12 protein-coding genes and 1 pseudogene are annotated in these 13,096 nt (G+C 37.3%); 8 read left to right on the forward strand and 5 right to left on the reverse strand.

Annotation, left to right across the window (positions count from 1 at the left end):
• Positions 1–2 precede the first annotated feature (2 nt).
• From tilS to ACN9MR_RS27025, 5 genes and pseudogenes are all read left to right on the forward strand, one after another.
• Positions 3–1,334: a tRNA lysidine(34) synthetase TilS gene (tilS, locus tag ACN9MR_RS27005; RefSeq protein WP_426327520.1), complete on the forward strand. Its 1,332-nt coding sequence runs from the start codon at positions 3–5 to the stop codon at positions 1,332–1,334.
• Positions 1,335–1,823, forward strand: coding sequence for a hypothetical protein (locus tag ACN9MR_RS27010; protein ID WP_029282618.1), 489 nt, complete (start codon positions 1,335–1,337; stop codon positions 1,821–1,823).
• 242 nt (positions 1,824–2,065) lie between these two features.
• Positions 2,066–2,367: pseudogene (locus ACN9MR_RS27015) on the forward strand (GxxExxY protein).
• Between the two features lie 165 nt (positions 2,368–2,532).
• Positions 2,533–3,675, forward strand: coding sequence for an N-acetyl-alpha-D-glucosaminyl L-malate synthase BshA (bshA, locus tag ACN9MR_RS27020; protein ID WP_057931188.1), 1,143 nt, complete (start codon positions 2,533–2,535; stop codon positions 3,673–3,675).
• A gap of 258 nt (positions 3,676–3,933) precedes the next feature.
• Positions 3,934–4,380, forward strand: coding sequence for a KTSC domain-containing protein (locus tag ACN9MR_RS27025; protein WP_426327521.1), 447 nt, complete (start codon positions 3,934–3,936; stop codon positions 4,378–4,380).
• Between the two features lie 167 nt (positions 4,381–4,547).
• Here ACN9MR_RS27025 and ACN9MR_RS27030 read toward each other — a convergent pair whose 3' ends face one another.
• The 4 genes from ACN9MR_RS27030 to ACN9MR_RS27045 all read right to left on the reverse strand — a co-directional run bounded on the left by ACN9MR_RS27030 (position 4,548) and on the right by ACN9MR_RS27045 (position 8,596).
• The gene (locus tag ACN9MR_RS27030; RefSeq protein WP_426327522.1) at positions 4,548–5,270 is read right to left on the reverse strand and encodes a phytanoyl-CoA dioxygenase family protein; all 723 of its coding nucleotides are present in this window, start codon (positions 5,268–5,270) and stop codon (positions 4,548–4,550) included.
• 1 nt (position 5,271) lies between these two features.
• Positions 5,272–5,766, reverse strand: a complete 495-nt coding sequence (locus ACN9MR_RS27035; RefSeq protein WP_426327523.1) for an SRPBCC family protein — start codon at positions 5,764–5,766, stop codon at positions 5,272–5,274.
• 18 nt (positions 5,767–5,784) lie between these two features.
• Positions 5,785–6,894 (reverse strand): lactonase family protein, encoded by a 1,110-nt coding sequence (locus ACN9MR_RS27040; protein WP_426327524.1) that lies wholly within the window; start codon positions 6,892–6,894, stop codon positions 5,785–5,787.
• Between the two features lie 169 nt (positions 6,895–7,063).
• Positions 7,064–8,596 carry a pseudouridine synthase gene (locus tag ACN9MR_RS27045; protein ID WP_426327525.1) on the reverse strand — a complete coding sequence of 511 codons (1,533 nt, stop codon included), beginning with the start codon at positions 8,594–8,596 and terminating at the stop codon, positions 7,064–7,066.
• 263 nt (positions 8,597–8,859) lie between these two features.
• Between ACN9MR_RS27045 and ACN9MR_RS27050 the strand changes: the two genes are divergently transcribed.
• Positions 8,860–9,642: a lytic transglycosylase domain-containing protein gene (locus ACN9MR_RS27050; RefSeq protein ID WP_057931183.1), complete on the forward strand. Its 783-nt coding sequence runs from the start codon at positions 8,860–8,862 to the stop codon at positions 9,640–9,642.
• A gap of 256 nt (positions 9,643–9,898) precedes the next feature.
• Positions 9,899–10,945 carry a 2Fe-2S iron-sulfur cluster-binding protein gene (locus tag ACN9MR_RS27055; RefSeq protein ID WP_426327526.1) on the forward strand — a complete coding sequence of 349 codons (1,047 nt, stop codon included), beginning with the start codon at positions 9,899–9,901 and terminating at the stop codon, positions 10,943–10,945.
• Between the two features lie 3 nt (positions 10,946–10,948).
• Here ACN9MR_RS27055 and ACN9MR_RS27060 read toward each other — a convergent pair whose 3' ends face one another.
• Complete coding sequence (locus tag ACN9MR_RS27060) at positions 10,949–11,593, reverse strand: hypothetical protein (protein WP_426327527.1); 645 nt, start codon at positions 11,591–11,593, stop codon at positions 10,949–10,951.
• 456 nt (positions 11,594–12,049) lie between these two features.
• On the opposite strand from ACN9MR_RS27060, the gene ACN9MR_RS27065 reads away from it, so the two are divergent.
• Positions 12,050–13,006 carry a hypothetical protein gene (locus ACN9MR_RS27065; RefSeq protein ID WP_426327528.1) on the forward strand — a complete coding sequence of 319 codons (957 nt, stop codon included), beginning with the start codon at positions 12,050–12,052 and terminating at the stop codon, positions 13,004–13,006.
• Positions 13,007–13,096: the final 90 nt, after the last annotated feature.

The following is a 13,096-nucleotide window of genomic DNA, read 5'->3' on the forward strand; positions in this document are numbered from 1 at the left end:
GGATGTTACCCGTAAAACAATTTCAGGATTTTATTGAACAGCAACAGCTGTTTGTTCGGGCTAACAAGATCCTTTTGGCCATAAGCGGGGGAAAAGACTCGGTATTAATGTTGCATTTGTTTAAAGCAATAGGCATTGATATTGGTGTGGCACATTGTAATTTTAATTTACGGGCTGATGAGGCACAACGCGATGAAAGTTTTGTTGGGCTACTGGCCAAAAATTTAGGATTACCTTTTTATGTAACGCATTTTGATACCAAAAAATATGCAGCCGAAAATAAAATTTCTACCCAGATGGCAGCGCGCGATCTGCGCTATAACTGGTTTGAAGAAATTAGGCGTAAAGAAGGCTACGATTATATAGCCCTGGCCCAACACCAGAACGATGCGGTAGAAACCGTACTCATTAACCTTACCCGTGGCACAGGCATAAGCGGATTGCATGGCATTTTACCTAAACGTGATTTATTGATCAGACCCTTATTATTTTTAAACCGGAAGCAGATTGATGAAATTGTAAGGACTAATAACATCGATTTTGTAGAAGATAGTTCGAACGCAAGTACGAATTATACACGGAATAAAATCAGACTACAGGTAGTGCCGCATTTGCAGGAGATTAACCCTAACCTCGAAAAAACATTTGCCGAAAATATATCACGCTTTGCTGAATTGGAGACTTTTTTAAATATCCAGGTTCAGAAACTCGCAAATAAAATCCTAAATAAAAGGAATGATGGCATTTATATCCCTTTGGAAGAGGTTTCGAAATTAAACCCGCAAAAGCTCTTGCTTTACGAGTTACTTAAGCCTTTTAATTTTGGCGAAAATGTAGTGCAGGAAATTTTAGACAGTTTAAGGGCTTTAAGTGGTACACATTTTTTTAGCGCCACACATCAGGCCATTATCAATAGAAGTGATCTGGTTATTGTTGAAAAAAATACATCGGTTACGGCTAATCAGTTTATCCACCCAACCACAGAAAACATTGCTTTTGCTAATGATGAAATTTCGTTGACGTTTATAGATGAATTGAAATTCGAAATTAATTCGAATAAAGCGTTTGTAAATGCTGATAAATTAATTTTCCCTTTGGTGTTGAGGAATTGGCAAAATGGAGATAAATTTATTCCGTTGGGTATGCGTAATCCCAAAAAAGTGAGCGATTATTTTATCGACGAGAAAGTTCCCCTGCATTTGAAAAGCGTTACACCGATTTTGGTTAACGGAAATGGTGAAATTGTTTGGATTGCTGGTATGCGGCAGGATAACCGATATAAATTAACTACAGCAACAAAAAAAGTTGCTATATTCGAACTCAAAATTAAATAAGTGGAAAGCAAATACGCCTATATCGAAAAACAATACATCGGCCGTGATTATGTTCGTATTTTCATTAGGCTTATTATGGCTGCGTTCTGTTTTGCCGCCTACGTTTATGAGCGCGATCGCGACAATACGCAAGATTTGTTTCTTGTTGTAGGCTTCGGGATCATCGGTGTTTCTATGCTTTTGCTTTTCCTTATCCAGTACAAAATTGTGGTAGATAATGGTAGCATGATTTTGGATGGTCTTTGGACGACCAAACGTGTTAAGATTGACTTGAACAGTATCGTTGATGTTCGTAAGGCTACTTATAGTCGTTATTTTTTCAATAATCCGGTTTATAACCTGCACACAAAAGGTACGATCCGTTTTTATTCATCGGGTAAAGATGCGGTTGTTTTAACCGATCGCGATGGCTTGGAATATTTTATCGGTACCCAAAGGCCCAACGAACTTTTCCTTGTAATAAAAGAGGAAATGAGAAACCTAAAATAATTATTTGAGGAGAAATTTCCTCAATTTTCCCCATCTTACATTTTAGTGATTTCTATGTTGCCTGTTATTAAAGGTTACATGAGGTTTTTTGATTTGGCATTTTAATTGAAAGTTTGCTGATATAAAGGAAGATGTTTTAGCCGCAGATTCGCAGATTAAATAAACTTATATTTATGGGAGATTCATATAGTGATATTGATTATCCTTTTCAGGAAGAATGTTATTTGTTAATTGGAATTATGATGGAAATACATCGTATTTTGGGGAAAGGATTTTCAGAAATTGTCTACAAAGATGCGCTAGAATTCGAACTTAGGAATAGAAATATCAAGTATGAAAGAGAGAAAGAATTTTCTGTAAATTACAAAGGGACTATACTTAAACATAAATTTTATGCTGATTTTGTTGTCGATATAATGTTATTATCGAGGTGAAATCTAAATCTGAGTTGATAAATGGACATTATGCACAAGTTTTGAATTATCTGGCAATATCAAAACTAGGAATAGGTTTGTTAATTAATTTTAATGAGAAATCTTTGTAGTACAAGAAAATCATTAGAAGCTATTAAGCTTCAATTTTCGAACTGAAATTAATCTGCGAATCTGCGGCAATTGTTCTCAAAAAGCTATCTGTTTTTATTGCAATAAGCCGACACGCATTATAGATTAAAATCGGGTACATTTGCGATAACAACAATACATGTACAATGAAGATAGGAATTGTTTGCTACCCCACTTTTGGCGGTAGTGGAGTAGTTGCAACAGAACTTGGTAAAGCACTTGCCAACGAGGGACATCAGGTTCACTTTATTACTTATAGTCAGCCCGCAAGGCTCGATTTCTTTTCTGCCAACCTGTTTTATCACGAGGTTTCGGTAAGAGATTATCCGCTCTTTGATTACGCTCCTTACGAATCGGCCCTGGCCAGCAAACTGGTAGATGTTGTCCGTTTTGAACAATTGGATGTATTACACGTTCATTATGCCATTCCGCATGCTTCTGCTGCTTTTATGGCGAAACAGATCTTGGCAAGTTATGGCATTCATATTCCAGTGGTAACTACTTTGCATGGTACTGATATTACTTTGGTGGGTAAAGATCCAACTTATAAACCTGTGGTTACCTTTTCTATTAATCAAAGCGATGGTGTAACTACAGTATCAGAAGATTTAAAAGAAGATACTTACAACCATTTTGAGATTACGAAAGAAATTAAGGTAATCCCGAATTTTATAGATTTTTCGCGCTTCAGTTTACAGGCAAAAGGTCACTTCAAAAAAGCAATAGCGCCAAATAACGAAAGGATTTTAATCCACACCAGTAATTTCAGGAAAGTAAAACGTACGGCTGATGTGATTAGGATTTTCGAAAAAGTACAAGCGGTTATTCCCTCAAAACTATTAATGGTAGGCGACGGACCTGAGCGTGCTTATGATGAGCAGCTTTGCAGATCATTGAATATTTGTGAAAACGTAAGGTTTTTAGGTAAACAAGATGCGGTAGAAGAAATCTTATCGGTTTCAGATCTTTTCTTAATGCCATCAGAATCGGAGAGCTTCGGTTTGGCCGCATTAGAGGCCATGGCCTGTAAAGTGCCGGCAATTACTACAAATGCAGGCGGTTTACCTGAGCTCAACGTTGACGGGTTCTGTGGCTACATGAGCAACGTTGGGGATGTAGACGCGATGGCCGCTCATGCCATTGAAATATTAAAAGATGATGAAACCCTGAATCGTTTCAAAGAAAATGCTTTTGCAAGGGCACAAGATTTTGACCTGAAAAAGATCCTACCTGTTTATGTTAACTATTATAAGGAAGTAATCGAAAACTCATTACAAGCTAAATATTAGCCGCTAATTAGTCCATATTTAATTTATAAGAAAGTTTTGCCGTGCTTGCATAGCAAAACTTTTTTTGTGTATAGATAATTTGAGCATTAAGGGATTTATTGAATTTCATTAGTTGATGATGCGTATCAGCAATATTTAACAAATGTAAACTTTCTCAAAATCAAATGATTATAAATCGTATCTTTGCGGCTTGAAACGGTTTTGCAGATAAAGATTCCTGAAATCATTTCGACAAAATTAAAAAATAGGTTATCCCAAATGAAGAAAATAGTTGATTACAGAAAGCTTTTGAGCGTAGATAAAAATGCTGAATTAAAAGAGCTTAAATCTGTGTACCGCACATTGATGAAAGATTGTCACCCTGATAAATTTCAGCAGGAAGAAGAGAAATTAGATGCAGAAGCCAGAAGTAAAGAAATTATCGAAGCTTACCATTTCCTGGTAAGTATTGCGCCAGAAACACGCGAACAGAATATTGAAACGTACACGCAAACTACAACATTATCGAATATTCAGGATTTCGAATACAAACAACAGGTTTTAAATATCCAGTTTTTTGATGGAAGTGCTTACGAATATTTCGATGTGCCAAAAGCAATCTACGTGAAATTGGTTAATGCCGATTCTCCGGGCCGTTTTGCCCGCAGACACATCTTTAATGAATTCCCATATCGCAACGTAGCCAAAGTTGCAGAACCTGCATAATAAGCGAATATAATATTTGAATGGCCCCGATAAAATCGGGGCCATTTTTTTTTCGGGTCGTCATACTGAACTTGTTTCAGTATCTATCAGGTTATAAGATCCTGAGTTAAACTCAGGATGACGATCGCTGGGTGAGTTCTACTGTACTGAACTTGTTTCAGTATCTATCACATTAAACTCAAATATTCCGACCACTTTAATTCTTTTGGCAATATTTTGTTGCTAAACTCTAAATGAATTACCCTTCTTTTTTTATTGTTGCTTGTTCTGCTCGAACTATGGAGCAATAGTGGTTTCATAATCATCACACCGCCTCTTTCTACATTGCAACTCATTTCTTTTTCTATGCTCCAGTTTATGGTTTCCGGGCGGTAAATACCTTTACTGTGCGAATTGGCAATTACTTTTAATGTACCGTTCTCCTCGTTGGTATCGTCGAGATGAATGCGGATGGTGAAATTGCTTTCGAGTATATCAAGCGGAGGCTGTACGGCAAACTGATTATGTTTGTTAGTGTAAGGTCCAAAACCAGCTATTTCCACTTTCTGATTAACTGAAATTGTTAAATCCTGATGATAGGAAACAAACCAATTTGAAGTTTCGGGTTTGTCGAAATAGATCGATTTGACAAGAAAATAATCTTCGCCAAAAAGCTCTTTTACGATATGTTTGAGTTTGTGATTGAAAATAAGATCGATTGTTTCCGGAACTTCTTTTAAAAACTGGCGTATTGCAAAAAGATCGTCCGATTTTCTAAAGGTTTCTTTTGTAGAATCTGTCCTGTTAATCGCTGCGAGGATATCCTCAACTTCTTGATCTGTAAATACATGATCTACCACCGAAAATCCTAATTCCTGAATTTCTCTTCCCTTAACCACTAAATCCATCATGTCAATTATTCAACATGGGTTTAAAGCGGTTGTCCTTATTTCTTAAGTCCAATCCGCCTTCGTAAACAGATTTTAGATTAACCAAATAAAAACTCCAGCCATTATGACAACCCAAGCGAATATTTCTTCTTGAATTTTCATCTAAAGGGATGTTCTTTTGCGTCAACTCTACAACTACATACTCAAACTCTTCTCTGAGTTTAATATCGACCAAACATCCGCCTGCAAAAGTAAATTGAAGCTCATCTTTGCCATTAGCTTCAGTTATGCTCCCTTTTTCAATATCATCATACAGGTACCAGATCCATTTGTATTTATCCCCTTTCAATACGTTTTGCGTTTTGTTGAGCAATACGCTGTTCTCGTCAGAGAATTCCGCTTCGCTTAAAAACCATTTCTCAATTTCGCTGGCTTTTGTCCAGGCATTGTACATCTCCTCAAGTTTTGCTTTGATAGCAATTTTGATGGTGAATCTGGTCCAATCGAAGTTTTCCATTGGCTTAATTTTAGGTGATTAATTGAAAACCAAACAAACTGGCGCGCCAACATCAATGCGTTTACCGCTATCGGTTAATTTGCCAGTGGTTTTATTCCGGTTAAAAATAACAATGTTGTTGGTGTATTGATGGCCGATCAATAGGAATTTTCCAGTCGGATCAATCGTGAAGTTTCTTGGTCCTTTGCCGAGTGTGCTTACTGTTTCTATAAATTTCAATTTTCCAGTCGGCAGAATTGAAAAGGTAGAAATGCTATTGGCATCACCGCGGTTGGTTTCGTAAAGAAATTTTCCATCAGCCGAAACATGGATGTCGGCACCATCAATTTTTCCACTAAAATCTTTCGGCGTAGTACCAATTTCCTGGATTTTGGTTAAGCTTCCATTCGAATAAGCGAAAACTGTTATGCTGCCATTAAATTCGTGCGCTAAATAGGCGAATTTTCCATTTGGACTAAAGGTGATGTGCCTCGGGCCAGTGCCTGCAGTGGTTTTAATTACCGACTTAACGGTGAATATCTTTTCTTTTGAGGCAGGGTTGTAGTTGTAAATATAAATTTGATCTTCACCCAAATCGTTAACAATTAAATATTTATGGTCTGGCGTAAATTTAACCATATGTACATGTGCGCTTTCTTGCCTGCCTTTAGGATCAATGCTTTTTCCAGTATGCTTGATCGTTTGTAAAGCTTCGGTTAAGGCGCCATCAGCCTTGCGTGCGAATACCGCTAAACTGCCCCCACTATAATTGGCTACAATTACATTTTTGGCATCAACGGTAATAAAACAAGGATCAGCACCGTGACTGTCAACTTTGTTTAAAAAAGTTAAATCGCCTGTTTTGGCATCATATTTAAATGCGCTTACCGTACTTGTTGCTCCGGTTTCATTAACCACATAAATAAATTTGTTATCAGGTGAAATGGCAACATAACTAGGATTCGCAGTGTTTTTTGTAATGCTTTTTATGCTTGTTGCAGCGGTCGCAGCATCAAAGTTATAGGTATAAATTCCTTCACTTTTTCCTGGTGCAGTGTAAGTACCTACAATTAGGTTATAGTTGGTTTTTTGAGCGAAGCTAAGGGTCGAAAATATAGAAAGTATAAGCAATGAACTGAGTTTTTTCATGAAAATATGGTGTTGATTAACAAATATAAAGAAAGTTGGCCACGGAAGCCCAGAAAACATGGAACATGTTTCTTAATTATCGCCCGAAGACGATGGGAGGGGACTCTGCGCACTTTGTGGTAAAAAATAGCAATACAAAAAAAGGCAACCATTGGTTGCCTTTTATATCTTATTTTATTAAGTGTTTAATCTGGATCAATTCATGATCTTCAAGATAGCGCCATCTACCACGAGGCAAATCTTTCTTGGTTAAATTGCCATATACTACACGGTCTAATTTTTCTACATTGTAACCCAGGTGTTCGAAAATACGGCGAACAATTCTGTTTTTACCGCTGTGGATCTGAATGCCGATTTCTTTTTTGGTTCCACCAGCAACGTAAGAAATGTTATCCGGTTTAATCAATCCGTCTTCCAGCTCTAAACCAAAAGCAATTTTGTTTAAATCACCTTGTGATAAAGCTTTATCCAACTCAATATTGTAAATTTTGGTGATACCGTTTTTAGGATGTGATAATTTATCTGCTAAATCACCATCGTTAGTCATCAACAATAATCCTGTTGTATTACGGTCTAAACGGCCAACTGGGTAAATACGCTCGCGACTCGCTTTGTCAACCAATTGCATTACCGTACGGCGTTCTTGCGGATCGTCGGTAGTGGTGATGTAATCTTTTGGTTTGTTTAATAAAACGTAAACTTTTTTCTCGCGTTTCAATAGCTCGCCGTTATAACGTACTAAATCTTTTGCAGGATCAACTTTATGCCCTAATTCGGTAATGGCTTCTCCGTTTACGGTAATAATGCCGGCAGCAATTAGCTCATCAGCTTTACGGCGAGAGCAGATACCTGCATTTGAAATATATCTGTTAAGGCGAATTAAGCCTTTGTCTTCATTTGTTTTGCGGCCTTGGGCAATTACAGTGCGCTCTGGGCGGTTAAATTCTGTATCTCTTGGCTGTGCATCCTCGCGTTTTCTAAACGGACGGGTGTCGCCTTCCCTCGGCTCTCTGGGTTTTACATCTCTTGAACTTCCAGCACTTGGCTTGAAATCATCTGATTTGCCTCTTGATTTGTAATCTTTATAGCCGCCTTCTCTTGGTTTGTAATCTCTTGATCCGCCTTCTCTAGGTTTAAAGTCACGGTCGCCAGTTCTCGGTTTAAAATCTCTCGAATCTCCATCCTTAGATTTGAAATCGCGTTCTCCTGTTCTTGGCTTATAATCTCTTGCACTACCTTCTCTTGGTTTAAAATCTCTATCTCCTGTTCTCGGTTTGTAGTCTCTTGACCCTCCCTCTCTCGGTTTGAAATCGCGGTCTCCAGTTCTTGGTTTGTAATCTCTCGATCCACCTTCTCTAGATTTGAAGCTGCGGTCTTCTGATTTTGAGTTGTTATCTTTTGATTTAAACTCGCGGTCTCCAAATTTGAACCCTTTTGATTCTCCATCTTTCGATTTAAAATCACGATCTCCAGTTCTTGGCCTGAAGTCTTTTTTGTCTCCGAAAGATTTTGATTTGAAATCTTTACCGTCTGAGCTTCTGGGTTTGAAGCCGTCTTTAGAATCGGATGATTTTTTGAATTTGCTGTCTTTATCGTCTGATCTTCTTCTATCAGACCCGGCCGAACTACTTCTGCCTTCTGTTTTCCGACTGCCTGATTTGGACTTGTCATCCCGACTGTTCCTGTTGTTTTTATTTATCATGATACGCTTTTAACCACATTAAAAATGCGGGTTGCAAATTTATGAAAAATTGATGAATATAACAATTTTAAGAGCGGAAAAATTAGATAAAAAAATAGCCTCTAAAATAGGAAAATTTGCCTGAAAATCAAAATTTAAAATCCACGTTTAAAGCACTTTAAGGGCCGGTTTTTAGGGGTATTTTTGTAACTATTTGATAATGTGATCATTATTTTTTACCTTTGCCAACGTTTTTATATAAGTTCACCAAAAAAAGGAGGAAAATGTTAAAGAAACACATCGTACCATTTGCGGTAGTGGCAACACTATTTATCTTGGCAAAAGTGTTCGCTTACCAAATGCCCTTAGCACAAAAAAGTCTTTTAAAAGAAGAAAAATTAAACACTACAATACCCAAATCTGATAGCCTGGAAGTTGAAAATGCGGAAAAGCCGCTATCTTTAATGGCACAGTTAAATTTTGCAGAAGAAACCCTGCCATTAGGCGATAAAAAGGTAGAACGCAAAATGAAAAAAATCCTTGCAGCACACACTTACGGAAATACACAAACCAATAAATTGCATGCAAAAGCAGCAAAGTGGTTTCCGGTAATTGAACCTATTCTCGCTGCGTACGGAATTCCCAACGATTTTAAGTATTTGGCCTTGGTCGAATCTGGAATGGCGGAAGGAGTTTCTCCAAAAGGTGCAGCCGGAATCTGGCAGTTTATGCCTGGCACAGCCCGTACCTATGGATTAAGAGTAAACGGAAATGTTGATGAACGCTATAATCTGCGTAAATCGACCATTGCTGCCTGCAAATACATTAAAGAAATGTATAAAGGTTTAGAAAGCTGGACATTGGTAGCTGCGGCTTACAATGTTGGCGACGGACGCCTGCGCAAGCAGATCAATAATCAAAATCAGGATAATTACTACAAAATGAAGCTGAACCGCGAAACCGGAGGCTATGTTTATAAAGTGATTTCGATGAAACAGATTATGGAGCACCCGAAACGTTACGGTTACGAAAAACCGAGAGTATTATTGGCCTATAACGCCGAATAATATAATAATTAAGATAAAGACAAGCATTTGGTAAGGCGTCCCGGTTTTAAATCGGGACGCTTTTTTTTGAAAGTGATTACACAGATTTGTTTTTTACTAAACGCTAACCCCTAAACGTTTTTTAGGAGTTATTGATTGATGCGAGAATTTTCTCCGCATCACGCCAACCAATGAACCAATGGCTAATGAACCCGTGAACGACAACTAATGACCAATGAACGATTGAACTAATAAATCAATTTCCTTTCTTTGTGTTATGTTCGAACTGCGCATTAATAAAATAATAAATCAACCAGGCGATAATATTACTTTTCAATTTGAGGAAGTTGATCAACCATACCCAAGGTATTTAGCTGGTCAGTTTATTTCGTTGGTTTTTCAGGGGAAACATAAGGAGATAAGAAGGTCGTATTCTTTTAATAGCTCGCCCGATGTGGATGAGCCTTTGGCGATTACAGTGAAAAGGGTAGAAAATGGAGAGATTTCGAGATTTTTACACCATAAAACCTCGGTAAATGATATTCTCCTGGCTCTGGAGCCTCAAGGGATGTTCAGTTATTTGCCAGAAGAAAACTTAGAAAGAGATCTTTTTCTGTTCGCTGCTGGGGTAGGAATCACGCCATTATTCTCGATTTTGAAAACGGCCTTAGTGCGCGAGAAAAAATCGTTGGTTACACTGATATATAGTAACCGATCAATGGAGGATGCATTATTTTATGATGAGCTGAACGAATGGCAAAAGAAATATCCGGATAGATTAAAGATTGTTTGGGTTTTTAGCAATAGCAAAAATCTAATGACGGCCCGCCTAAACAAATTCTATATCGAAAAGCTACTCAAAGAACATTTGCATTTTGATCGGAATAATGCGCTGTTTTATAGCTGTGGTCCGATAATTTACATGGATTTATGCCGGATCACCTTGCTGGGAATGGGTTTCGATATCAAACAGATTAAAAGAGAAACTTTTGTATTACCGGAAGATGAGGTGGATGAGGATGATGGTTCGGCAGAAAAGCTTGTCGATAAAAATACCTATTCTGTAATTTTAAACTTTAGAGGGGAATCTTATAACCTCGAAGTGCCCTGGCCAAAAAGAATTTTAGATGTTGCGCTGGAAAATAAAATCAAACTGCCTTATAGTTGTCGTGGTGGCGTATGTAGTACCTGTGTGGCCAACTGTACCAAAGGTGGCGTAAGGATGGATTATAATGAGGTGCTTACTGATGAGGAGTTGGAAAGGGGTAGGGTTTTGGTTTGTACTGGACATCCGACAGAGAACGGAACAACGATAGAGTGGTAGGATCTATTTTTTCATCCTGCTTTTAATATCATTAAACAATAGCTTTTTATAATACTCCCTTAAGGTTTTCTCAAGTTTTCTATCAGTTACTTTGTCTGCAATGTGCATTCCTTTAAAATAAATTTTAGTTTTACCACTCTGAAAAGTTCGCATCGTAAATTCTAAGTCTTTGAGTGTGTCCCTTTCAATAATCAGCTGATTTAGTTTATAAAAATTAACTTCTTGATTTTTGCTAAGCCTTGATTTTTCTAATGGTTTAATGCTATCAATAACAATATCCTGCATTTTTAATTTATTGATGATTTCTGCCTGGGTATAATTAACCTTGATAGAGCAGTTGTAGCAGGTTAAATTTGCATCGCTTCTATTATAATAATAGCTGGCGGGAGGAGAGGTGGCAATTAATACTGCAAATGATGGGATAAGAATAGCCAGAGGATTTATTTGATTAACTTTAATAAAATCCAGCTGATTGATGTTGTTTATGATATAGTAAGGGACTGGCAGAAAAACGAAAACCACTAGATCGGAATAATCAATTATTCTTGAAGTTTCAACGAAGCTGTATTGATTATAAAGATCAATTAGTGCCTGAGAAAACTCCGATTTCCAAAACAAGAATAATAGAGCACTAACAATTACAGCCATTTTGCCGATTTTGGGAAAGATGTAAGCTAAAATTAAAGGTAATATGATAATCCCCGCTGCATCTGATAGCTTTCCGCTAAGCCACCCAGAATAGTTGAACTTGATATAGTGATCATTGACAAAAAGGACAACTAAGCAGAAAATAAAAACATAATTTAAGAGATGATATTTGTTTCGAGTCGTTTTCATTAGAAATTATTATAAGTATAATGTTTTTGCCTCATTTGTTATTTATGTTAGAATAAACTATGCTGCTGTTAAATTATGATGGGGAAGATCCCATGTCTCCGCCGAATAATAATTTTGAGGAACGATCAATGGGTATATATGATCAATATAGACAGGCATTTAACTATTTTTATGCTTGGGTTTCTGGAGATTAGGATTATTGGTATGAATATATTCCTTTTCTATAAAAATACAAAACCGTAATCTCATTATCAGCGTTTATCTGGTATGACGAAAACTTTTTTTACGCTATTAACCTGCCTCTGTTTACGGTCTTTCGCTCAGGATTCAGTTGCTTTAAAGAGAGAGTTTGCCAATAAGGAGTATATTCATCTTTATAAGGAAAATGCCGATCTGGCTTATACAGCTCCTGGTGGAGAGTTGGGCGCCCCTTCAAAATATGCAATTAATGGTCGGCTTACTACCGCTTATGTGCTTTTGGGAAGTTATAAATCGCCAATTGCATTTTCCGTCATTCCGGATTTTACTGTTCGTGTAAGAACAGAATTTTCGGCTGCTGTCCGCACGCCAAGCTATCGTTTAGGCGGAGCGCTTTATGTAAGGTTAAATCCCGATCCTGAACATTATAAATATGGAGAGCTTGCTTTTACACATCATTCCAACGGGCAGGATGCTTCCCCATATAACCCTGACGGCACCATCAATACCCGAACTGGGAATTTCAATGCCAATTATTTAACCTTATCCTATCGATTTGGTGATTTAACGCCAGCCAATGCCGATGGAAGTTATTATTCATTTAATCACCGGGCCGGATTGCAATGGTATAAATTCTTTAGGTATGAGCCCGCATTAAATGAAGGTTTTGGCTTTACAAGGGTATTGTATAACTTCTCCTGGCGAAAATACGACGAGATCGAAAAAAAAGCGAAGTATAAACCGAAAGTTAAAACAGAAAAAGAAACCTGGCGTTTAAATACCGAGCTTTCTTATGCAGTAAATAAAATTCCATCTAAAAACTTGGTTAATGCGCAGAAAAGGTTAAATGCCGAAATTAATTTTAATTATAGCTTTCCTTTTATGCATAACGTATTTCTGATGGCTGCGGTAGGCTATTATGGTGAAGATAATTACAATATCTATTTTCAGGATCATTACGGTTATGTCCGCTTTGGCTTATCATCTGGTTTCCTACGAAATAGAAGTCGACATTATGACAATTAATCCTTAATCAAGATTGGTTTTGACTTTCATTTTGATAAAATTTTTAGCATTTTTGCGGATTGAAATTTTGTCTTTTTAAAGGCTCAATTT

Origin of the sequence: Pedobacter sp. R-06 (assembly GCF_049913135.1) — a bacterium.
In the GTDB taxonomy this organism is placed as follows: domain Bacteria; phylum Bacteroidota; class Bacteroidia; order Sphingobacteriales; family Sphingobacteriaceae; genus Pedobacter.

Coding starts and splice junctions, on each gene's coding strand:
- tilS (WP_426327520.1), top strand. CDS start 3: ATGTTACCCGTAAAACAATTTCAGGATTTTATTGAACAGCAACAGCTG.
- bshA (WP_057931188.1), top strand. CDS start 2,533: ATGAAGATAGGAATTGTTTGCTACCCCACTTTTGGCGGTAGTGGAGTA.
- ACN9MR_RS27025 (WP_426327521.1), top strand. CDS start 3,934: ATGAAGAAAATAGTTGATTACAGAAAGCTTTTGAGCGTAGATAAAAAT.
- ACN9MR_RS27030 (WP_426327522.1), bottom strand. CDS start 5,270: ATGATGGATTTAGTGGTTAAGGGAAGAGAAATTCAGGAATTAGGATTT.
- ACN9MR_RS27035 (WP_426327523.1), bottom strand. CDS start 5,766: ATGGAAAACTTCGATTGGACCAGATTCACCATCAAAATTGCTATCAAA.
- ACN9MR_RS27040 (WP_426327524.1), bottom strand. CDS start 6,894: ATGAAAAAACTCAGTTCATTGCTTATACTTTCTATATTTTCGACCCTT.
- ACN9MR_RS27045 (WP_426327525.1), bottom strand. CDS start 8,596: ATGATAAATAAAAACAACAGGAACAGTCGGGATGACAAGTCCAAATCA.
- ACN9MR_RS27050 (WP_057931183.1), top strand. CDS start 8,860: ATGTTAAAGAAACACATCGTACCATTTGCGGTAGTGGCAACACTATTT.
- ACN9MR_RS27055 (WP_426327526.1), top strand. CDS start 9,899: ATGTTCGAACTGCGCATTAATAAAATAATAAATCAACCAGGCGATAAT.
- ACN9MR_RS27060 (WP_426327527.1), bottom strand. CDS start 11,593: ATGGCTGTAATTGTTAGTGCTCTATTATTCTTGTTTTGGAAATCGGAG.
- ACN9MR_RS27065 (WP_426327528.1), top strand. CDS start 12,050: ATGACGAAAACTTTTTTTACGCTATTAACCTGCCTCTGTTTACGGTCT.